Annotated in this window: 18 protein-coding genes; 12 read left to right on the forward strand and 6 right to left on the reverse strand. The window is 71.5% G+C overall.

Annotated elements, in window-relative coordinates:
• Nucleotides 1-200: 200 nt before the first annotated feature.
• Entirely contained in the window at nucleotides 201-1,655 is a 1,455-nt protein-coding gene (locus CC117_RS02820) for a type I glutamate--ammonia ligase (protein ID WP_084131367.1), read from the reverse strand.
• A 299-nt stretch (nucleotides 1,656-1,954) separates the two neighbouring features.
• Between CC117_RS02820 and CC117_RS02825 the strand changes: the two genes are divergently transcribed.
• Entirely contained in the window at nucleotides 1,955-3,217 is a 1,263-nt protein-coding gene (locus CC117_RS02825; protein WP_198541704.1) for an amidohydrolase family protein, read from the forward strand.
• Between the two features lie 4 nt (nucleotides 3,218-3,221).
• On the opposite strand, the gene CC117_RS02830 is transcribed toward CC117_RS02825, so the two are convergent.
• Complete coding sequence (locus CC117_RS02830) at nucleotides 3,222-5,420, reverse strand: NACHT domain-containing protein (RefSeq protein ID WP_071082166.1); 2,199 nt, start codon at nucleotides 5,418-5,420, stop codon at nucleotides 3,222-3,224.
• Between the two features lie 569 nt (nucleotides 5,421-5,989).
• Between CC117_RS02830 and CC117_RS02835 the strand changes: the two genes are divergently transcribed.
• The 11 genes from CC117_RS02835 (at nucleotide 5,990) to CC117_RS02885 (ending at nucleotide 17,457) form a co-directional block, all read left to right on the forward strand.
• Complete coding sequence (locus CC117_RS02835) at nucleotides 5,990-6,847, forward strand: dTMP kinase (protein ID WP_116287680.1); 858 nt, start codon at nucleotides 5,990-5,992, stop codon at nucleotides 6,845-6,847.
• Nucleotides 6,848-7,005: 158 nt separating this feature from the next.
• Nucleotides 7,006-7,968, forward strand: a complete 963-nt coding sequence (locus CC117_RS02840) for an acyl-ACP desaturase (protein WP_071082168.1) — start codon at nucleotides 7,006-7,008, stop codon at nucleotides 7,966-7,968.
• 220 nt (nucleotides 7,969-8,188) lie between these two features.
• Entirely contained in the window at nucleotides 8,189-8,683 is a 495-nt protein-coding gene (locus CC117_RS02845) for a hypothetical protein (RefSeq protein ID WP_131802998.1), read from the forward strand.
• A gap of 272 nt (nucleotides 8,684-8,955) precedes the next feature.
• Entirely contained in the window at nucleotides 8,956-9,825 is an 870-nt protein-coding gene (locus tag CC117_RS02850) for a hypothetical protein (RefSeq protein ID WP_071082172.1), read from the forward strand.
• Between the two features lie 134 nt (nucleotides 9,826-9,959).
• Nucleotides 9,960-11,570 carry a sensor histidine kinase gene (locus tag CC117_RS02855; RefSeq protein WP_071082173.1) on the forward strand — a complete coding sequence of 537 codons (1,611 nt, stop codon included), beginning with the start codon at nucleotides 9,960-9,962 and terminating at the stop codon, nucleotides 11,568-11,570.
• Nucleotides 11,567-12,217: a response regulator gene (locus CC117_RS02860; RefSeq protein WP_071082175.1), complete on the forward strand. Its 651-nt coding sequence runs from the start codon at nucleotides 11,567-11,569 to the stop codon at nucleotides 12,215-12,217. Before CC117_RS02855 ends, CC117_RS02860 begins: the two co-directional genes overlap by 4 nt.
• A 128-nt stretch (nucleotides 12,218-12,345) precedes the next feature.
• Entirely contained in the window at nucleotides 12,346-13,461 is a 1,116-nt protein-coding gene (locus CC117_RS02865; protein WP_084131401.1) for an ABC transporter ATP-binding protein, read from the forward strand.
• On the forward strand, nucleotides 13,458-14,273 hold the full coding sequence (locus tag CC117_RS02870) for an ABC transporter (protein WP_071082177.1): 816 nt from the start codon (nucleotides 13,458-13,460) through the stop codon (nucleotides 14,271-14,273). Before CC117_RS02865 ends, CC117_RS02870 begins: the two co-directional genes overlap by 4 nt.
• Nucleotides 14,274-14,413: 140 nt before the next feature.
• Nucleotides 14,414-15,073 carry a molybdopterin-dependent oxidoreductase gene (locus tag CC117_RS02875; protein WP_071082281.1) on the forward strand — a complete coding sequence of 220 codons (660 nt, stop codon included), beginning with the start codon at nucleotides 14,414-14,416 and terminating at the stop codon, nucleotides 15,071-15,073.
• On the forward strand, nucleotides 15,060-15,707 hold the full coding sequence (locus tag CC117_RS02880; protein ID WP_071082179.1) for a cytochrome b/b6 domain-containing protein: 648 nt from the start codon (nucleotides 15,060-15,062) through the stop codon (nucleotides 15,705-15,707). Before CC117_RS02875 ends, CC117_RS02880 begins: the two co-directional genes overlap by 14 nt.
• A 568-nt stretch (nucleotides 15,708-16,275) precedes the next feature.
• Nucleotides 16,276-17,457 carry a glycoside hydrolase family 26 protein gene (locus tag CC117_RS02885; protein ID WP_071082181.1) on the forward strand — a complete coding sequence of 394 codons (1,182 nt, stop codon included), beginning with the start codon at nucleotides 16,276-16,278 and terminating at the stop codon, nucleotides 17,455-17,457.
• A 114-nt stretch (nucleotides 17,458-17,571) separates the two neighbouring features.
• Here CC117_RS02885 and CC117_RS02890 read toward each other — a convergent pair whose 3' ends face one another.
• The 4 genes from CC117_RS02890 to CC117_RS02905 all read right to left on the reverse strand — a co-directional run bounded on the left by CC117_RS02890 (nucleotide 17,572) and on the right by CC117_RS02905 (nucleotide 21,185).
• A complete protein-coding gene (locus tag CC117_RS02890; protein ID WP_071082182.1) occupies nucleotides 17,572-18,054 on the reverse strand; it encodes an NUDIX hydrolase in 483 nt (160 codons plus the stop codon).
• A gap of 63 nt (nucleotides 18,055-18,117) precedes the next feature.
• Nucleotides 18,118-18,927, reverse strand: coding sequence for a maleylpyruvate isomerase family mycothiol-dependent enzyme (locus CC117_RS02895; protein WP_241829777.1), 810 nt, complete (start codon nucleotides 18,925-18,927; stop codon nucleotides 18,118-18,120).
• A gap of 192 nt (nucleotides 18,928-19,119) precedes the next feature.
• Nucleotides 19,120-19,560 carry a response regulator gene (locus CC117_RS02900; RefSeq protein ID WP_071082186.1) on the reverse strand — a complete coding sequence of 147 codons (441 nt, stop codon included), beginning with the start codon at nucleotides 19,558-19,560 and terminating at the stop codon, nucleotides 19,120-19,122.
• Nucleotides 19,557-21,185 (reverse strand): sensor histidine kinase, encoded by a 1,629-nt coding sequence (locus CC117_RS02905; RefSeq protein WP_071082282.1) that lies wholly within the window; start codon nucleotides 21,183-21,185, stop codon nucleotides 19,557-19,559. The genes CC117_RS02900 and CC117_RS02905 overlap by 4 nt, the downstream gene beginning before the upstream one ends.
• Nucleotides 21,186-21,187: the final 2 nt, after the last annotated feature.

Below are 21,187 nucleotides of genomic sequence, written 5' to 3' on the forward strand. Positions count from 1 at the left end.
CGGAACGTCCCGCACGGACCAGGGAGTCCGCCAAGTTTCGACGGTTTCGTCGCCGTGCGCCAAGATTGGTGACACATATTGCGTTGCAGTGCCCGGAATGCCGCCACCCCCGGTCCCGGTGTGTTACCCCGAGCGAGCACGAAGACGCCACAACCCAACAACAACGACGGTGCCGCGTCCGCACGGCGCTCCGGGCCCGGTCAGTAACGCCACCTGACCCGATCGACGACCACACCCGGGTCCAGGCCGGCGAACAGCTCGATCTCGCCCCGGCGTACCGCGCCGATCGTGTCGTGCAGTTCGACACCGAGGGCGGCGCGCAGGACCTCGTCGGCCCCGAAGGCGGCCACGGCCTCCCCGAGGTCGGCCGGAAGACGGCGGACGCCCAGGCGGGCCAGCTCCGCACTGGTGCAGGAGGCCGGATCAGCGTCGAACGGCTCCGGCAGGGCCGCCGCCGCGCTGAGGCCGTCGATACCGGCGGCGAGCACCCCGCCGACCAGCAGGTACGGATTGGCAGCGAGATCGAAGCACTTCACCTCGACGTTCGCCGCGCCCGGCTCGCCCGCCGCGCCTGTGATCATCCGGATCGCCGCCTCCCGGTTCTCCAGCCCCCAACAGGCGTACGCCCCCGCCCAGTTCGAGGGCACGAGCCGCAGGTAGGAGGTGACACTCGGCGCGCCGAGCGCCATCAGCGCCGGGAGATGCCGCAGCACCCCGGCGACGAAGGCCTCCCCACCGGCCGTCAGGCCGAACGGCCCCGACCCGCCCGCCATCAGCGGCCCGCCGCCGGGCACGCTGCCGTGCAGGCTGAGGTGCAGGTGGCCGCCGTTGCCCACGCTGCCGGCGAGGACCTGGGGGGCGAACGAGACCCGCAGCCCGTGCCGCGCCGCGACACCGCGCACCGTCTGCCGGACCAGGACGGACGTGTCCGCCGCACCGACCGGGTCCTCCGGCGCGACCGACACCTCGAACTGCCCGGCCGCGTACTCGGGATGGATCTGCAGCAGCTCGACTTCCTGGGCGGTCAGCGCCTCCACCAGGTCACGCAGGTAGTCGGACAGTTCGACGACCCTGGTCATCCCGTACGCGGGCCCCGAGCAGGCGGCGGTGAAGTCGTCGCTCCCGGCCGGCGACACCGTCCACTCGATCTCGAACCCGGCGAGGGCGTGCAGGCCGCGGCGCCCCAGCCGCTCGGCCTGGGCACGGGCGAAGGCACGGGCGTCCTGGGGATGCGGACGGCCGGTGAGCGCGTAGCGGTCGACCGGGGCCCAGGCCCAGCCCGGCTGGGCGCACAGCCGGGTGAGACGGCGCAGGTCGGGCCGTAGGCGCAGGTCCCCGACCGGTCCGCCCGCGTACCGGGCGACGACCGAGCTGTCGTCGATCAGGAACGTGTCGAACGAGGGCGAGGCGCCGACCCCGTGGATCACCGCGCGAGGCAGACGTCCCAGTGGCACGCCTTTCACCCGGGTCAGCCCGGCGTTGTCGACCCAGGTGAGGGCGACCGCGACGACTCCGCGTGCCGCCAGCCCGGCAACGGCGTCAGCTGCCCCGACCGCCCCTTCCGTCCCGACGTCCTCGCTCTCGGCGTCCTCGCGGACATCCTCGGCCCCGGCGTCCCCAGCCCCGGCGCCCTCGGTCAGCATGCCCTCGATCATGACAGCACCTTCCGTCACCTGTCTGCTACAGAAAGCCGAGGCTGGCGGGATTCCCCGCTGCCGGCGCCGGAACTCGGAACGCCGCCCTTCCTCGCGAGCCGTCTGGAGCACGGCGTGTTCGTCCACAGGGGGATGCGCCACAAAGCCGCGATGAGCAGGGCCATACCGGGACCACGGCGACCGTTGTCCCCAGGAATGCCCTCGCCATCCACAAGTTATCCACAGGCTGGGAGTGCGGCGCGACGCACGGCAGACGTCCAACCCTGGTCACGGAAAGTGATGGAGGTACGACGACAGGCATGYCGACGTCGTGGAGCGGGCACGATCATGTGGTGCTGCCCTGTGTGGAGAGCCTCCGCCTCGTGGACCATCACTGCCATGGGCTGCTCACCCGCGACCTCGACCGGGCGGGCTTCGAGCGGATGCTCACCGAGTCCGACGCACCGACACCGGCGGGGACGACCCTGTTCGACAGCAACATCGGGTTCGCGGTGCGGCGCTGGTGCGCTCCCGTCCTCGACCTGCCACCGTTCAGCGGACCCGAGGAGTACCTGGCCCGACGCCGGGAGATCGGCGTCGACGAGGTCAACCGACGGTTCCTGCGCGCGGCCGGCATCAGCGCGTTCTGCGTCGACGCCGGCTACCTGCCCGAACCGCTCATGTCCGCGAGCGAACTCGGCACCACCTGCGGCGGGACGGGCCACGACATCCTGCGCCTCGAAAGGCTCGCCGAGTCCCTCGCCGTCGACATCGTGACCGGCCAGCTCGGGGTCACCCACTTCGCGGACACCATCCGCGAACGGCTGGCCGGGGCGGGCCCGACGACCGTGGGCCTCAAGTCCGTCGCCGCCTATCGCGTCGGCCTCGCGCTACCCGCCACCCGACCGACCGACCGCGAGGTCACCGCCGCGGCCCGCGAATGGCTCGCCATGATCCGCCGCGGCGCGCCCATCCGGCTGGCCAGCCCGCTGCTGCACGCCTTCCTCATCTGGACCGGCGCGGACGCCGGCCTGCCCATCCAGATCCACGTCGGCTACGGCGACGCGGACCTCGACCTCCAGCGGTGCAATCCACTGCTGCTCACCGGCCTGCTGCGTGCCCTCGCGCCGACGGGCGTGCCCGTACTGCTCCTGCACTGCTACCCCTACCACCGCGAGGCCGGCTACCTCGCGCAGCTCCTCCCCACCGTGCACATGGACGTCGGGCTGGCTGTACAGAATGTCGGCCGCCGGGCGTCGGCGGTGCTAGGCGAGGCACTGGAACTGGTCCCTTTCAGCAGGTTCCTCTTCTCGTCCGACGCCTTCGGGCTCGGTGAGCTGTACCTGCTCGGTGCACTGTTGTTCCGGCGCGCGCTGTCCGCCGTGCTCAGCGAGGGCATCGCGGACGGCGACTGGACGGAGTCCGACGCCGCCCGGGTCGCGGATCTCATCGGTGCCGGCAACGCCCGGCGGATCTACCGCCTGGGTGAACCCGGGCGCGAAACAACGGCCGTCACGAGCTCACGCGCCCGGGATTCCCTCTACTGCGCGGCCGAGGACAGCCGGACCGGGCCGAGCAGCTGACCAGTCACCTGTCCGGATTGGTGGGAAGAGCCGACAGGCACTCCTCGAGCTCAGAGATCTCAGCCTGGTAGTCCGTCTTCGTCGGGTCGGCCCGGATGGCCTGAAGTGCACGGCTGAGCCTGTCGCGCTGCAGCCCGATCTCAGCGGCGAAGGATGCCACCGAGATTTCTCGATGACGCGCCAGGTAGGTGAGGTTGAACACGATCACCCGCCAGCTGGCAACGTCATTTCCGAGTTCACCGACTGATCTGCTCACCAGACGACGACAGCTGTCGCCGCCCCGGTCGGCCGAGGGGTCCAGCGGGTCGAACTCCTGGTCGCCGTAGAAACCGAGATCCACCGCGATGTACTTTCTCGCCATCGTCAGATTTCCCGACCTTATCCCGGCACGTGTCTCGTCGATTATCTCGTTGAGGCAGTCAGGCGCGCCACCGAAGGCCAGCCCGATGGCTCCCGACCTCCGCACCCAGAGGTCGCCTTCCCGTCGCACCACGTCCGCCAGCCAGGTGGACACGTTTCCGTCCCCCAGCGCGCCGAGATAATAGGAGATCCGCCCCGCGGCGAAGTTGCTCACCCGGGCGGATCGCTCGTCGGATGATCGTTCCCGGTTTTCGAGTGCCTTCAGCAGCAGGGCCCTGAGTCGCTGCGCGGCCAGAGTTCGCGACTGGGGGTCGCGCGACAGACGGTGGACCGACTCCCTGACGAAGAGGGCGACCCCGGGCCCGTCTATTCGTTCAAAGAAGTCGCTTCCCCGGTCGCTGACACCACGAATCCAGTCCTCGACCCGCCGGGCGACAAAATACTCCTCGAATGACTTGTGATAGAAGAACACATCGTATTCGTCACCAGGCATCTCGGGCTCGAACCGCGGGGTCAGCAGAGGACAGCTTTTAAGGGCGTCGACCGCCTTGCCACGTAGACCCTCGGGTATGTCGGCCAGGCGAACAGCCGCGTTGAGTGCGCTCCTGCCCGCCACCACTCTCGCCGACCGGAAGCGAAGCCAGGCAAGCTCACAGAGCGCGGAGGTCAGCATCTCCGCCGGTATCGAGATTCTTTCCGCCCGACTTTCCCGGTCCAGGGTGTGYCGGACGAACTGACGGAAAACGCTGGAAACGTCGATAGGACCGTAGACTCCGTGGTAGCCACGAGTGGAAACCAACATGATGAGAAGCAGCGGATTCCTCGCCAGCGCGCGGATCGCCGGCTCCCGAACCCAGAGGTCCTTTACGTAGTTGGCGTGCGAGGCCGCACTGGCCGGATCGAAGAGCCGGCGCGACAGCGTTTCGATGTAGCTCAGTATCCATGGCTCGTCGGGGGGCCGGGAGAACATGGCGTGGAAGGACCTGACGATGCCAGGCCTCCCTAGCAGAACCGACTCATGATATGTGTTGCGTACCGTGACGAGCACAGCCCGCCCGAAGCACCATGATTCAAGAAACCGTTCGGCCGCGGYGTCGCCCAGCAGAGAGGCTATCTCGTCGAGTCCGTCGATCACCAGCGCGAGCGAGACACTGACACAAYCGTRCAGTATGYGGCGTTCAAAACCGGATGATCCGAGGTCCTGGATCTTCCGCATGAGAAGATCCAGTAGCCACTCCCGACTTCCCGCGTAGGACGACGACGCAGCCTGGTCGCCGACGAAGTCGGTCGCGTCGACCGTGAGCCACAAGGTCGACGGAGCCTCATCCATCAGCCAGAGGTACTCCAGCCCACGACAGAGTGCCGATTTTCCCGTGCCAGCTGGCCCGATGACGAGAAAGCGACCCAGGGGCGCCGCAGGGATCGGCCCCTGCGCCGGAATCTTAATTCTTTCATCGATATCGACGAATGCCGTCTCCAGCAGCAGGTCCGGTGACGAGAAGAGGTCGTTGTACGTCAGACCGACCGTGCCGGATGCCGGCCGGCCGAGCCGTTCCCGGACAAGTACCCCCAGACCCGCACGCAGTGTCTCAAGGAGGTCCTCCCGAACACGCCCGATGCGCCGCGTGAGACTGCCGGTCTGGTCCGCCGGCYCGAAGTTCTCGGCCAGCCGTGACCAGACCGCGAACTCCCGCTCCCCCAGGCTGCGTCGATCAGCACGTCGCGCGGCCTGGTTTCTGATCCAGGCCGTCGCCCGGTAGACACCCACCATAAGCGTTGGGACACTCACGGCCAGCGCCAGGACGTCGGCGTTCCCCGCGATCCACTGCCCGACGTCCGTCATCGTTGACTCCGCCAGCGACATGGCGGCCCTGCATCGCGTCGGACGAAGCGGTGAACACGCTCGATGCGCCATGCGCGGCGTGATTCCGAGTTCTGACCACGGCCCCGGGGCGACGGCCACACAGCTACGTGCTCGCTCACGACCCTCCCCTGACGTGAAGAAAATTCGCCGGGGCTACCGCGACGCTGTCAGCACGCCCGGCGCGCTGACCCGCGGAACGCCTGCCTCGGAGCAGCTGCGGCGACCGTGCCGGGTACCCGGCCTTCGCTCACCTGGCTCATTCCAGGTATTCACGGGGCCATTATGGGGGCCATCCGCTGCACCCGCGGCCCGGTTTCAATATCAGCTCGAAAACCCCGACAGGCGGCGGAGTCCCGCACCAGCGGTTTCTGTCCTGGCAGCAACGGAACCGCCTTTCTCAGCGGTCGCGGGGCGACTCTGCCCGCTGACGTGGCCGGTGAGCCTTCCCTTTCAGGCCGCAGGCCGGCGTGACGACTGGACTTCGTCGCCCGCTCACTGATCGCCCACGACCGCTGAACATCCCGGACGGGCTCGTCTAGGCTGCTGCCGTGTCAGCCGTCGCCCGCAGCAACCACCATCAGCAGCACCGCGCGATCCTCGTTGCCGTCGAGGGTGTCGACGGTGCTGGGAAGCACACCCTGACGTCGCGTCTCGTCCAGGATCTCACCGCCCAGGGACGATCGGTGGGCACGTTCTCGTTCCCCCGCTACGCCTCCGGGCCGCTGGGCACCGCCATCCGAGCGATGCTCGACGGGGACGAGCGGCTCGCCGGGCTGGCCGGCTCGGCCCGCGCCACCGCGCTGCTGTTCGCGCTCGACCGGACGAACGCGCTGCCCGAGCTGGCCGCGCGCACCGCCGGGCACGACATCCTCATCGTCGACCGGTACCTGGCCTCGAACGCCGCCTACGGAGCAGCCCGGCTCCCGCCCGACGAGCGGGCCGGGTTCCTGTCCTGGATCGCCGAGGTGGAACTCGCCGAGCTGGGGCTACCCAGACCTGACCTACAGGTTCTCCTGGATGTCCCGGTGGAGACGGCGCGGGCCGGCGCGCGCACCCGGGCCGCGGCCGACATGTCCCGCGCGCTGGACACCTTCGAGAGTGACGACGGCCTGCAGGCGCGCTGCGCCGAGGTGTACCGGACACTCGCAGGGTCCGRCTGGGTCGCCCCGTGGCTGGTCGTCGACCGCACGGCCGGCCCGGCGACGGTCCTCGGAGCGCTGCGTGACCTGCGCGTCGGGCTCCTGGCGGAGCCACCCGGCCCGGCGGAGCCACCCGGCCTCGTAGAGACGCCCGACCTCGTAGAGACGCCCGGCCTCGTAGAGACGCCCGGCCTCGTAGAGACGCCCGGCCTCGTGGAGACACCGCGGGCCCCTCGCGGCGTCGCACGGCCCGCGGTGGCCGGCTGAAGCGCAGCCGGGCCGCGGGAGTTGTCCCGTAGCGTTGAGATGGTCCCTGACCGAGCAGAAGGTTGGGCACAGAACTGTTCCCTCGGAACAGTATTGCGCTCGGATTCCACACCGCACGGCCATGGCCACCAATCAGGGTGCGATGCAAGAGTTCACCCATGGGATCACCTACGGACATCGACCTGTTGCGCGAGCTTGAACCCGTCGCCGAGGCGAACGTGAACCGACACCTCAGCCTTGCCGCGGAGTGGATGCCGCACGAGTACGTCCCCTGGAGCCAGGGGCGCGACTTCGACGCGACTCCCTGGGAACCGGAGCAGTCCGCGCTGTCCGAAGTGGCCCAGATGGCTTTCGAGGTCAACCTGCTCACCGAGGACAACCTGCCCAGCTACCACCGAGAGATCGCCGTCGCCTTCGGCCGTGACGGCGCGTGGGGCACCTGGGTCGGCCGGTGGACCGCCGAGGAGGGCCGCCACGCGATGGCGATGCGCGACTACCTCCTGGTCACCCGCTCGGTCGACCCGGTGACACTCGAGCGTGACCGGATGCTCCAGATGCAGCGCGGCTACGACTCCGGGGCGAAGACACCGCTCGAGGCGATGGCCTACGTGTCGTTCCAGGAGCTGGCGACCCGGATCAGCCACCGCAACACCGGCCGCTTCACCGGCGAGCCGTTCGCGGAGAAGCTGCTCACCCGGGTGGCTGCCGACGAGAACCTGCACATGATCTTCTACCGGAACCTGGTCGCGGCGGCGCTGGAACTGGCTCCGGACCGCATGGTCCCGGTCATCCGGGACGAGCTGGTCAAGTTCGAGATGCCCGGCACCGGCATCCGCGACTTCGGCCGCAAGGCCCGTTACATCGCGCAGGCCGGCATCTACAACCTGCGGACCCACCATGACGACGTCGTCGCCCCCATCCTCCGGCACTGGAAGATCGCCGAGATGGAAGGGCTGACCGACGAGGCCGCCAGGGCCCAGGGGGAGATCATCTCGTTCGTGGCGGGGCTCGACGCRCTCGCCACCCGTCAGGAGGAGAAGCAGCAGGCTACCGAGGCCCGCCGGGCGGCCCGCAGGGAGGCGAGCCGGCCGGAGCAGGCCGCCACCGTGCCCGTCGGCTGACCACACCTGGGCTGGAACCGCTCCCGGCCCCCCGCACCCCGCCCGGAGTTTCGCCGGAGATGCACGGCGGCCGGCGCGACGGAGACCGAGGGTCGCCGGGGCTGGTGTCGTAACTGTTGCACGATGTCCGTAGTGTCCGTGGTACGTCGGTCGGGTTCCCGGTGTGAGCACCGGGAACAGCCGGCGCTCAGGCCCCCACGCACGGAACGGACGGAGCGGATTGAGTACACATCGCGGCTCCGCGCGACCAGTCCCCAGAGTTCAGCTCGCACTCGGCGCTCTGGCCGTGATCGCGCTGCTGGTAGCGGTTCTGCTCGGGCAGAAGGGCTCCGGCGGGGCATCACCGGTCGCCGAGGTCTGCGGGCCCGGCGGCAGCGGAGCCGAGGCGGACTGCCGCCCGTCCGCGACATCGTCCACCCCGGCGGCCGGCGGGGGCGTCCCCCCGACCGTCAGCGCCGAGCCCGGCAGCAAGCGCACCACCCCGCGGCCGTCCACTGCCGGCGAGACCGGCGGCACCGCCGCCCTCGGCGTCACCGGGGCGACCGGCAGCGGCTCGGGTGGCAGCGAACCCGGCACGACCGGATCGAGGGACGGGCGGCCGGGCGGGACGCACCCGCAGACTCGACCCACCCGCCCGCGCGGCGGCCAGGAGCCCGCTCTGGACCTGCGGCTGCCGCACGTACCGGTGCCCACCTGCATCGTCGGCTGCCGCTGACCTCCGGGCGCCGGAGCGCCCCACCACGCCGCCGGTGTCCCGTTCGGGGAATGCCAGGCGGAGGATGCCCGGGGGAGCACCTGTCGGCGTGAGGTTTCGCACGGTTCCGCGACGTACCAGGGGTGCACAGGTAGCTCACCGTCGTCTCGTATCCAGCTCACAGGCGGATGGCATGCGGTCAGCAGTGGTGGCCGCCGCCGGTACCGCCGGGGTGGGCGCGATCAGACGGACGCGAGCGCCTGGCTGCCGCCACGGAACCTCGAGGAGCTGCCATGCCGCCGCCAGCCAGCAGGCCACCGCGCCCGTCCGCTGTCCTTCCCGCACCAGAGGTCGGCCGTGACCCGGACACCCCCCGCGGACCGGTCGGCCGGCTCAGGGCGGCCACCCGTCGGTGGACGACGGAACGGCCGGCTGCCCGCAGGTCACCGGCGGCGGCGCTCGCCGTGATCGGCGGCGCACTCGCCGGCACCGCGGTGGACCGGCTTGCCGCCAGCCTTACCGCCAACCTCACCGCCGCCCGCACGAGCCGCCCGGTGAGCGGACCGCTCGGAACGCTGCGCACAACCCTGCGGGTCCGTCCGCCGGGCTTCCCCTCGCTACTGCACGCGGCGACCGGGCGGCAGGCGCCGCCGGATGTCAGCGCCACCGCGTCCTACGGCGAGCTGTGCCGGCTCCGGCGCGGCTGCGACGCACTCGGCAACACCTGGGACGACCCCGCCTACGCGCTGATGTCGTTGTTCGGGGGCTATGCCGGGGTGTTCGGAGACTCCTGCGGCCCGGTCTTCGAAACCGGTTCGGACACCGCGCCCTCGCTCCGGACCCGGTGGACGGAGATCACCTACGGCGGGGGTGAGCGGCTGTCCGTCGGCACCGAGATCGGTCTGGGGAACCGGTCGTTGCCGATCCGGATCATCGGCATCCCCCTGGTGCGGGACGGCCGGCTCGCGCTGCTGCCCGACGAGATCGTCCTGGGGAACCAGCGCCTGCCCGGGGAGCTGATGACACCTGCGGACACCGCGGTCTTCGCCGAGCCGGTGGTCATCCTGCCGGCCTTCCCCCGCGGGACCCGCCTCGCCGACGCGGTCGCAACCCCCGAGGGGCTACGACTGCGGTTCGAACGGTGCGCCCCGGCAGGCCGTTAGCCGCCCGTCGCGCCGGCCGCGTGCCAACGGGACTACCTCAGAGCGATACGTCAGAGCGATACGTCGGGGCGAGTAGTAACGGATACGCGCCTCGACGGATGGTTTCGCCGGTCCCGGCGTCTACCGTGAGGGCGGTGAAGGGGACCTGGCCGGCCAGCTTCGGCGCCAGGATCAGTGGTCTGCTGGGCCGGCTCGTCGGTGCGCACGGCCGGTGGAGCGGCGTCGACGGGGTCGCGGCGGTCGCTGTGCCCCGGCGGTCCGCGGTGACCATGCTGATCGACCGCATCCCGTCAGCGCGGGCGCGCCGGGTGGCAATGGTGGTCGTGGCCGACATCGTGCCGACGGCGGCGGTCGGCGCGATCATGCTCGGCGCGTCGGGCCACGCGGCGCGGGAGCAGGTCCCACCCAGCCGGCCGCTGGACGGCGCGGCCTACATGCTGCTCGGCCTCGCCACGTTCCTGTTTCCGCTGCGCAGGCGCTTCTCTCTCCTGCTGTTCGCCGCCGAGGCGCTGCTCCTCGGCACCTACATCGCGACCGGCTACCCCCACGGCCCGCCGGGGGCTGCGCTGATCGTGGTGGCCTTCACGGTCGGCCTGCGCGCCCCGGAGTGCAGGGCGGCGGGTGCCGCCAAAGCGGGCGCGGTCCTGCTGGTGCTGGCCACCGTGGTCGCGTACGCCCGCGGCTATGTCGCCGGCGGCTGGGGCCTGGCGTCCGCGGTTGTCAGCGTCCTGTGCGTGGTGGTCGTCCCGACGGTCCTCGGCACCCTGCTACGCGTGCGCCGGCTGGCGTCGGCCCGCGCGAAGGAGGACGAGACCCGGCGCCGCATCGACCAGGAACGCCTGCGGATGGCCCGCGAGGTGCATGACGTCGTCGGCCACGGCCTGTCGATCATTTCTCTGCAGGCGGCGGTCGCCCTGCACGTCCTGGACCGCCGGCCGGAACAGGCCCAGGTGGCCCTGGAGGCGATCCGCCGGACCAGCGTGGATGCACTGGACGAGCTGCGGGCCACCCTCGCGCTCACCCGCGCCGGCAGCGGGCGGCGTATCTCCAACACCGCCGGAGCTGACACCGCCAGGGCTGACGCCGCCGAGGCCGGGCGGGGCACGCGGTCCGCGGCCGCTCCCGGCGCCGGGAGCGGCACACGGCCCCCCGACGCGCCTGCCGGCGGCCCTGCGGGCACCAGTGCAGGAGAGGCACCGCGCACCCCGCTGACCGGCCTGCGCCGGCTGCCCGGGCTGATCGCCGAGGTGCGGCTGTGCGGCACCACGGTCGAACTGGTCACCACAGGCGACCTGGGCGCCGTGCCGGCCGAGGTCGACCTCGCCGCGTACCGGGTCGTGCAGGAATCCCTCACCAACGTGCTGCGCCACGCGGGCCCGGCCGAGGTCCGGGTCGCGCTGCACTCGGCCGGCGGCCAGCTGCGGATCGAGGTCCGTGACCGGCCCACGCAGGCGCCGGCCGGCTCGCACGGCGCCACGCTCGTCACCCCGGTCGGCCATGGCCTGCGCGGCCTGCGCGAACGCGTCGAGGAACTGGGCGGGTCCCTCACCGCGGGCCCGTCGGCAGCGGGAGGATGGCGCGTGCACACCGAGCTGCCACTCGGACCGGGCCCCACCGCCCGCCGGACCACCGGTGGCGCTGCCGCCGGGTCCGCAGGTGCGCCGGTCGTTGCGGGCGCCGCGGTCAGCACTGCCGGCGGCGCGTCGGGCGCGGCACGAACCGCCGGGGTCGAGTCGCCCTCATGATCCGGGTGGTCATCGCGGACGACCAGCCGCTCGTCCGGCTGGGTCTGAAGGTCCTGATCGAGACCGAGGACGACCTCGATCTCGCCGGTGAGGCCGACAACGGCCGAGCCGCCATCGACCTGGTGCGCCGCACCCGCCCGGACGTTCTCCTGCTCGACATCAGGATGCCCGGTCTGGACGGGCTCGCCGCCCTGCGCGAGATCACCGCCGACCCGGTCCTCGTGGCCACGCGGGTGGTCATGGTCACCACCTTCGAGCTGGACGAGTACGTCTTCGAAGCGTTGCGCAACGGGGCGTCCGGATTCGTTCTCAAGGACGCCGAGCCCGCGGACCTGCTACGGGCGATCCGGGTCGTCGCGGCTGGCGAGTCGCTCCTCTCTCCCACCATCACACGGCGGGTCATCGAGGAGTTCGCCCGCCGGCCGGCCAACCCTGCGCTGAACGTGGATCTGGGCAGCCTGACCGTCCGGGAACGGGAGGTCATGGGCCTGGTGGGGCTGGGCCTGTCCAACGAGGAGATCGCCGCTCGGCTCGTCATCAGTCCGGCGACGGCCCGTACCCACGTCAGTCGCGTGATGGTGAAGCTCGCTGCCCGTGACCGGGCCCAGCTCGCCGTCCTCGCCAACCAGGCCGGGCTGGTCGGGTGACCGCCCGCCCTACGCAGCGCGGGGCGGGTGTGCGCTCGGGTGCGTAGGCCGGCACACGCGTCAGGACGCAGCCGAATGACGATCCACGGCCGACGACGCGACGTCCCGCGACGATCATCGTGGAGGTCATGACCAGGACAGCGAAGGCGCCGGCCCACTCCACGCCCCGCCCACCCGACGGCGATCCGCCAGCCCGACCTGTGCCCGCCCACCGCCTTCCCGCAGCAGGCGCCGCGGCGGGAGAGCTCGCCTTCGAGAAGGCCCTCGCGATCGACGTACGCGGGCTGACGAAGAGGTACGGCCGCCGCATGGTGGTCCAGAGCCTCGACCTCGCCGTCCCGGCCGGGGTCGTCGCGGGGTTCGTCGGCCCGAACGGCGCCGGCAAGACAACCACCCTGCGGATGCTGCTCGGCCTCGTCCGCCCGAGCGCCGGCACCGGCACCGTGCTCGACGAACCGCTGGGTGCACCCGCACGTTACCTCCCACGGGTCGGCGCGCTGATCGAAGGCCCGGCGCTGTACCCGACACTGTCCGGGCGCCGCAACCTCGCCTCGCTGGCGGTGCTCGCCGGACAGGACCCGGCCGGCACCGACGAGATCCTGGATCAGGTCGGGCTCACCGGGCGGGGCGACGACGACGTCCGCACCTACTCGCTCGGAATGCGGCAGCGGCTGGCCATCGGCGCGGCGCTGCTGTCCGACCCCGACCTGCTCATCCTGGACGAGCCCACGAACGGCCTCGACCCGGCGGGCATCCGGCAGATGCGCGACCTGATCCGCTCCCTGGCCCAGGCGTCTCCCGGCGGCCAGGAACGCTCGCGCACGGTGCTGGTGTCCTCCCACCTGCTCGCCGAGGTCGAACAGATCTGCGACTGGATCATCGTGCTCGACCGGGGCCGGCTCGCCTACCAGGGCCCGACCCACGGGTTCATGGCCGCGGCGACCAGCCAGGTCGAGCTCCGCCCGGAGCATCCCGCCGCCCTGGGCATGCTGGCTGATCTGGTCGCCGGCCTGGGGCTGCCCGTCGACCGGCTGGACGACCGGCTCCTCGTCGAGGTCGGCCGGCCCGACCAGAGCGACCAGGCAGTCAGCAACCTCGCCGTCCTGAGCCGTGCGGCACACGCCCGCGACATCACGCTGATCGAGATCACCTGGCGGCGCGCCAGCCTGGAAGAGCGGTACCAGGGCCTGGTCGACAGCTTCCGTGCGGGCGCCGCGCCGAGCACCGTCGGAGGGGCCCGATGAACGCGCTGCACTGTGTCGTCCGCGCGTACCGCGCCGAGCTGATCAAGCTGCGGCGGCCGGCCACAGCACTGGCCATGGCCGCGCTCGGCCTGCTGACCGTCCTGTCGACGGTGCTGGCGATCACGCTGGCTGATCCGACATCCTCGCCCCCCGGTCCGGGAACGGTCGGCTTCGACATCTCGCTCGACCAGCTTGCGACCTCGCAGGGGCTGATCCTGGGGTTCCGCGGCGGCACGACCTTCATCGGCCTGCTCGTCTTCGTGCTCTTCGCGGTCAGCATCACCGCCGAGTACGGCCAGGGCACGCTCCGCACCCTGTTCCTGAAGGAGCCCCGGCGGCTCGGCTGGCTGGCCGGCCGACTCGGGGTCCTGCTCAGCGCCGTCGCGGTGGCACTGCTCGCGGCTCTCGGCCTGAGCGTGGCCGCCGCCGCCGTGTTGGCCGCGGCCAGAGGCGTGGAGACCGAAGCCTGGTGGACGTCCAGCGCGCTCGGCGACGCCGCCGGCGCCTATCTGAACGCGCTGCTTGCCGCCGTCTTCTTCGCTGTCATCGGCACCGCGCTGGGTATCGCGCTGCGCTCGACGACGGCCGCCCTCCTGGTCGGAATCGCGTGGATGTTCCCGATCGAACACATCGTCCAGGAATCCTGGGGGACCGCGACCTCCGTCCTACCTGGCCTTGTCTTCGACGCCGTGGGCCGCGGCGGACTGCCCGACGCGTCCTACACGCCGGCGCTGCTCACCGCGCTGGGCTACACGCTGGTCGCCGGCGCGTTCGGGGCGGTGAGCCTGAGCCGCCGCGACGTCACCGCCTGACGCACGCACCTGGTTCGCAGCGGGCCCTGCACCGACCGGGCACAGAGGCGGGCAGACACGGATGGAGCAGCCACAGCTGGGAGGTGTTCACTAGCTGTGTGACCGAGGGGGCTCCGGTAGGGCGACGGGTGGTCTTCGCCATGCTCGGGCTCGGGGCGCTCGGCGTCGTCGTCGGCGCGGACCTGCAGCGCAGCACCGAACGGTTCGTCGCACCGCTGCGGGAGAACGACCCGACCGGGCTGACCGACCTGCTCCCCTCCGGCGGGTTCCGCTACTACTCGGTGGTCGGCCACGTCCCGACCCGGACACCCGCGGACTACGTGCTCCGCGTTCACGGGCTGGTCGACCGCCCCCTCGACCTGACCATGGGCGATCTCGCCCGGATGCCGCAGACCGAACTCGTCCGCGACTTCCAGTGCGTCACCGGGTGGCGGGTGGCCGACGTCCGCTGGACGGGCGTGCGCCTTGCGGCGGTGCTGGACGCGGCCGGCCTCCGCGCGGGTGCGGCAGCGCTGACCTTCCGTTCCTTCGACGGCGTCTACGACGAGAGCCTGACGGTCGAGCAGGCCCGCCGGCCGGACGTTCTCGTCGCRCTCACCATGCTTGATGGCCCGATCACCCACGACCACGGCGGCCCTGTCCGGCTCTACGTGGCACCGATGTACGGCTACAAGTCGATCAAGTGGCTCGCCGAGATCGAGGCGGTTGCCGCAGTCGCCCCCGGTTTCTGGGAGCGGGAGGGCTACGACGTCGACGGCTGGATCGGCCGGTCGAACGGCCGGGACGATGAACCTGTCTGATCGTCCCGCCGCCGGCCCGCTCCAGCCGGCGCCGCGGGTCGTCGAGCGGTTCGGGCTGGCGGCCCGGTGGGCGCACTGGTGCACGGCCGCGTTGACGGCCGTCTGCCTGGCCACGGCCGCCGTGCTCTACCTCGGGCCGCTGGCGACCCTGGTGGGCCGGCGGCCGCTGGTGGCGGCGGTGCACCTGTACGCGGGGCTCGCCCTGCCGGTACCGATGCTGGCGGCGGCGGCCTCCGCGGCCTACCGGCGTGACCTCGCCGAGCTCGACCGGTTCACCACCGCCGACTGGGCCTGGCTACGGACCCGGCCGCGCCGTCGGGACACCACGGCGGTCGGGAAGTTCAACGCCGGCCAGAAGCTGTATGCGGCGTTCGTCGCGGGCTCCGTCCTGGTCATGCTCGGGACCGGGGCACTCATGGAGTTCGGTGGTCCGTTTCCGGTCAGCTACCGCACCGGCGCCACGTTCGTCCACGACCTGCTGGCCCTTGGCCTGTTCCTCGGAGTCTGCGGCCATCTGTGGATGGCCGCACGCGACCCGGTCGCCCGGCTTGGCATGCGCACCGGCCTGGTTCCGCTGCCCTGGGCGCGGCGCGAACACCCCGCCTGGCACCCGGGCCCGGACTCCACCGACTAGAGCCGGTCACGGCACTGGTCGCGGCCCGCCGCATCGCCCACATCCTTCGCGGGGAGTGACCAGGACGTCCCCGGGTGAGGGCGCACGACCCCGAAGAGCGAATGACCCTGAGTGACCATTCGCATGGACCGAGTAACGCCGGGTGACTGCTCCTCGTCAAGAGGAGCGGTATGACGTCAATGTCACCGCACCTTGTCGTCCAGACGACAAGGTGCGGCCCGAAACAACCATCGGACACGCAGCACCACAGTCCGTAAGGGATCCCTCCCCCCGCCGACCTGGCCATCCACCTCCGTGTAGGCTCCCGTCACAACTGTCTAGTCACGTCAGGGTGGCCAGAACGAGTTTCTCCAGCCAAGGCTGTGGAGGGTCGTCCGCTCAGGAGTCAGCGGGTGGGACCGGGGGGTCCACAACGACACCGTCCGGCACGTCAGATGCCGGGCACGGAGGGATGTCCGCGGTGAGACATCGTGCGGAGGGCCAGCCCAGCTCTCCGAATTCGCGCAACGGCGCGCGCAGGCGGCGCCGTTCCGCCCATAGCCCCGCCTGGATCGCGTCACTCAGTGTTATGGCTTTTGTCGCAGTCGCCGTCGGTTGGACGCTGGCGCCGGAAGGCGGCGACGGCGACTCGTCGGCCGTGGTCGAGGCCTCGGCCATCGATCCCAGTGACCTGCGCAGGGCCTCGCCGGGAACCACGTCGACCGGCGGTCCGGACGCGTCGCCCTCACCAGTTGTGAGCCTGAGCCCCTCCCCCGTTCCGGCGACGGCCACGACGCAGGCGCCTCCCCCGCCGACCACCGCCGCGCCGCCACCACCCGCGCCGCGCACGGCGCTCGGCGCGGCCGGCAGCGACCGGCCCGCCGGCGGCGGCGGCGGGCGCGTCCCGGGCGGCATGAGCGGCGTCTACGCGAACTCGATGGCGACGGTGCGCAGCTGGGAAGCGCTGCGCGGCTCGCCGGTGAACGTCGTCCTGACCTTCGCCGACCGTGGCAGCTGGGAGACCATCACCCATCCGTGGGTGGGCGGCAGCCCGGAGAAGTTCTCCACCTTCCCGGGCACCTGGGTCATCTCCCAGCCGTTCTACCCGACCGGTCAGGGAAGCCTGGCGGCGTGCGCGTCCGGTGCCTACAACAGCCACTGGGCCGAGTTCGGTCGCTGGCTGGTCAGCAAGGGCCGACCGGCGACGATCGTCCGCCTGGCCTGGGAGTTCAACGGGAACTGGTTCGAGTGGTCGGTGCGCGGCAATCCCAGCGCGTACGCGAGCTGCTTCCGCCAGGTGGTGTCCGCAGTGCGGTCCACGGACCCGCAGGCTCGGTTCGACTGGGCGATGAACGCGCACAGCACCAGCCCGTGGGAGGCCTACCCGGGCGACGAGTACGTGGACATCATCGGCATTGACACCTACGACCAGTGGCCCGCCAGCACCAACCCGGCCGAGTTCGACAAGCAGTGCGGCAAGCCGGTCGGCCTGTGCTCGGCGATCAGGTTCGCGCGCGACCACGGCAAGCAGTTCTCCGTGCCCGAGTGGGGCCTGGTCGGGCGGTCGGACACCGAGGCGGGCCGGGCCGGGCAGGCCGGTGGGGACAACCCGGTCTACATCCAGAAGATGTACGAGACCCTCCGTGCGAACGCCGACGTCCTGGCCTACGAGACGTACTTCAACGACTCCCGGGCCGGGAACGTCCACTCGTCCCTGGTCAGCCCGAACGAGAACCCGAACTCCGCGGGGGTCTACGCCTCCCTCTGGTAATACGGCAGGTCCAGCAGCACGGCAGGTCCAGCAGTCGAGCGGGTCCCGGCACCGGAACACGGCGCCGGGACCCGTTCGCCGTGTCAGGGGTCCTCGTGTCAGGGGCTACGGGCGTCAGGGCTCCAGGCGGTGGGGCTGGTCGGGCGTCCCGGCCTCCAGCCAGGAGCTGATCAGGGCCGGCAGGGTCCCGGGGTAGACGATCTCGTCCGTCATCCGCAGGGCCGGCAGCGACCACCAGCGCCAGCCGAGGGTCGAACGGCGCTCGACATCGCTCCAGCCCGCGTCGCTGACCTCGACCCGGCCCGGCAGGCGGGCGACGTAGTACCACTCCTCCTGCTCGTAATCCGTGCCGAGGAAGGTGAAGTGGGTCGTCCGGGTGGCGATGCAGAGGCCCACATCGGCGATGCGCAGGCCGATCTCCTCCGCGACCTCGCGGGCCGCGGCGTCCGCGGGTGCCTCGCCGGGGTCGAGACCACCACCCGGCACATGCCACCAGGCCGGGCCGTCGGCACGGTCCGGGTCATGGGATCGGATCAGCAGGACGGCGTCGTGCGGATCAAGCAGGATGACGCGCGCGGCGCGGCGGTGGACAGGCACCCGTCAAGCTTCGCAAGCCGCGGGCGACGGCCGTGACCAGGCGCCGGAACCAGACCCCCGGACTCACACCCCGTGCGGAGCCCCGACCAGCGTCCCGACGGCCTCCGGATCGCCGCGTAGCTCGACCCGGGCGGCGGCCCGCCGCCCGAAGGCGTAGAGCAGGAGTTCCTCGGGCGGCCCCACGATCTCCACCGCCGGCTCGCGGCGACGCAGAGTGAGCCGGCCCGGGGCATCGGTGCGCTCGGCGACCACCCCGATCGCGCTCTGGCGGAAGCCCGCGAGGCCGATCAGGCGCAGCGAGGCCCACATGGCGTTCCGGTCGGGGGCGGCGTCGCTCTCCGCCGCGTTCCAGCCAGTCCTGGCGCCACCACCGGCGAGGCCCCCGCTACCGCTGCCGCCCCCGCTACCGACTCCAACAGCCTGGGCGGCGCGTGACGCGCCCTCGCCCGGCCCGCCTGACGTGAGCGGCCCGCCGGAGCCGAACTCGCGACCGGCCACGGACGGGTCGTCGGCCCCGGAAGGGCCGGCTACGTCATAACCGGGCGCGGCTCTGCGCAGGTCCTCGGTGTGGACGTAGAACTCGATCAGGTTGGCTGCGTCGTCGACGGCGGCGAACCGGGTCGGATGCCACCGCGGCGGGCCCGTCCGGAACATCTCCACCAGCTCGGGATAGGTGTGGGCACGCATCGTGGCACGCTCGGCGCGTTCAGTGATCCCGTGCAGGGCTCCCACGACCAGACCAGGCCCGGCCCACAGCACCCGCTCGCGGGTGACGAGGTGAGCAGCGAGGTCGTGCGCCGTCCACCCCGTACACAGGGTGGGGCTCGCCGGCCCGAGTTCGCGGAGAAGATCCGCGAGTATCTCCCGCCTCACTCTTGCGCGCCCAGCAGCCATGGAGTGACTGTAGGCCATGCCTCCGGGAGTGGCGGCTTTTTCGGATCTCCGCCGGGCGCGGTGCGCCGCCTGACCGGGTCACCCCGCTACCACAGCGTTCCAGGTCCGCTACGGGGCGTCCGGTCCGCACGCGGGGGCCGAATCGTGACCGCGCGGGCAGCAGCCTGCGGACTACTGGGCGGGGAGCCGGGCGACCGTGATGAAGAAGTCGTCGATCTGGCGGACGACCGCCACGAACCGCTCGAAGTCCACGGGCTTGGTGATGTAGGCGTTGGCGTGCAGGTCGTAGCTGCGCAGCACGTCCTCCTCCGCCTCGGAGGTGGTGAGGACGACGATCGGGATCCGCCGCAGCTGCTCGTCCGCCTTGACCTCCGCGAGCACCTCCCGGCCGTCACGGCGCGGGAGGTTGAGGTCGAGCAGAATGAGATCGGGCCGGGCCGCGCCGACGTAGGGATCCTCGCCCCGCAGGTAGGCGAGCGCCTCCACGCCGTCGCTGACCACGTTCAGGTTGTTCTTGAGCTTGTGGTCCTCGAACGCCTCACGCGTCATCAGGACGTCACCGGGATCGTCCTCGACCAGCAGGACCTCGACCGGGACTACGGGGCGGGTCACGTCGGACCTCCTGATTTCGACGGTGCGGTGGGCGAGCCGCTGCGCGCACCGGGCTGGGCCGGCGCCGGGATCGCCGGCGGGCCGTGGTGCAGGCCCAGGTCGGACGGCAGTGCCACGGCACGCTGCTTGGGCAACGTCCAGCGGAAGGTGGTTCCGGACTGCACCGTACCGTCGAGCCAGATGCGGCCCCCGTGGAACTCGACGATTTTGCGGCACAGTGCGAGGCCGATGCCGGTTCCCTCGTAGACGTCCCGGCCGTGCAGGCGCTGGAAGATGACGAAGATCTTGTCGGCGTACTCCGGCTCGATGCCGATGCCGTTGTCCGCGCAGGACAGCTCCCACTCGGTGTCGCGCTCCACCGCCTCGATCCGGACCCGCGGGGGCTGCTCGCCGTGGAACTTCACCGCGTTCCCGATCAGGTTCTGGAACAGCTGGGTGAGCAGCACCGGGTCGCCGGGGACCGTAGGCAGCTCCGCGGCGACCACCTCACCGCCACTGTTCTCCAGCGCGATCGACAGCGTCGTCTCGGCCCGCTGGACGACCTCCGCGAGGTCGACGTCCACGAACGTCTCGGTGGTGCGGCCGACGCGGGAGAACGTGAGCAGGTCGTTGATGAGCTTCTGCATGCGCTTCGCGCCGTCGACCGCGAAGTGGATGTACTGGGTGCCGCGCTCGTCCAGCTGGTTGCCGTAGCGCCGCTCCAGCAGCTGACAGAAGCTCGCGACCTTGCGCAGCGGTTCCTGCAGGTCGTGCGACGCGACGTAGGCGAACTGCTCCAGGTCGCGGTTGGAGCGGCGCAGGATCTCCGCCTGCGACTCGATCGACGCCCGCGCACTGCGGGCCACGCCGAGCTCACCGAGCAGCTGCAGCCGCATCAGCTCGACGTCCGACACCAGTGCCTCGATATCCGGCGGGCCGGTGTTGGCGATCACGTGTTCCAGGTCGCCGCCAGCCACCCGGCGCACGTCGCTCCCGACCGCGCCGAGCGGGCGGGTCACCCACACCCGCAGCGCCCGGAAGATCAGGACCAGCAGCACGATGAGCGCCACCGCCGCCACCACGAGCGAGATGACCAGGGCGCGCACCGCGCCGGCCACGTTGTCCCGGGCCCGCAGGGCGGCGACGCGGACGGCGCCGTCGAGGTCGGTGCCGGCGAGGCGCACCGCGTCGAAGCGTTCCTTGCCCAGGACGGGGTCGCGCAGGGCCGACGCGTCGGTGCCGCCGGCACGGACCGCGGCGATGGCCGGGTCGGCGTAGTCGCGGTGCCACTCGTCGATGTGCTGCTGCAGGACGTCAAGCCGGCGCTGCAGGTCCGGCCGCCCGGCGACCCGGGTGGCGAGGCTGGCGCGCAGCTCCGTCTCCGCCGCGCGCCCCACCTCGTACGGCTCGAGGAACGAGTCGTCCCCCCGCAGGAGGTAGCCGCGCATCCCCGTCTCCTGGTCGACGAGGCTGGCGACAAGACGGACCGTGCTGACCTGGATGGGCGCCAGGACGTCGCTGCGGACGTGGATGGCGTCGTCCAGCCGCACCATGGACCAGGCGATCACTCCCGAGGCCAGCAGCAGGACCACCGACAGCACGGAGTAGACCGCCGCGAGGCGCCGTCGCAGCCGCCAGCCGCGCATCG

Source organism: Parafrankia colletiae (assembly GCF_001854655.1).
In the GTDB taxonomy this organism is placed as follows: Bacteria; Actinomycetota; Actinomycetes; order Frankiales; family Frankiaceae; genus Parafrankia; species Parafrankia colletiae.

Coding starts and splice junctions, on each gene's coding strand:
- CC117_RS02820 (WP_084131367.1), bottom strand. CDS start 1,655: ATGATCGAGGGCATGCTGACCGAGGGCGCCGGGGCTGGGGACGCCGGG.
- CC117_RS02870 (WP_071082177.1), top strand. CDS start 13,458: ATGAACGCGCTGCACTGTGTCGTCCGCGCGTACCGCGCCGAGCTGATC.
- CC117_RS02880 (WP_071082179.1), top strand. CDS start 15,060: ATGAACCTGTCTGATCGTCCCGCCGCCGGCCCGCTCCAGCCGGCGCCG.
- CC117_RS02905 (WP_071082282.1), bottom strand. CDS start 21,185: ATGCGCGGCTGGCGGCTGCGACGGCGCCTCGCGGCGGTCTACTCCGTG.
- CC117_RS02850 (WP_071082172.1), top strand. CDS start 8,956: ATGCCGCCGCCAGCCAGCAGGCCACCGCGCCCGTCCGCTGTCCTTCCC.
- CC117_RS02885 (WP_071082181.1), top strand. CDS start 16,276: ATGGCTTTTGTCGCAGTCGCCGTCGGTTGGACGCTGGCGCCGGAAGGC.
- CC117_RS02860 (WP_071082175.1), top strand. CDS start 11,567: ATGATCCGGGTGGTCATCGCGGACGACCAGCCGCTCGTCCGGCTGGGT.
- CC117_RS02865 (WP_084131401.1), top strand. CDS start 12,346: ATGACCAGGACAGCGAAGGCGCCGGCCCACTCCACGCCCCGCCCACCC.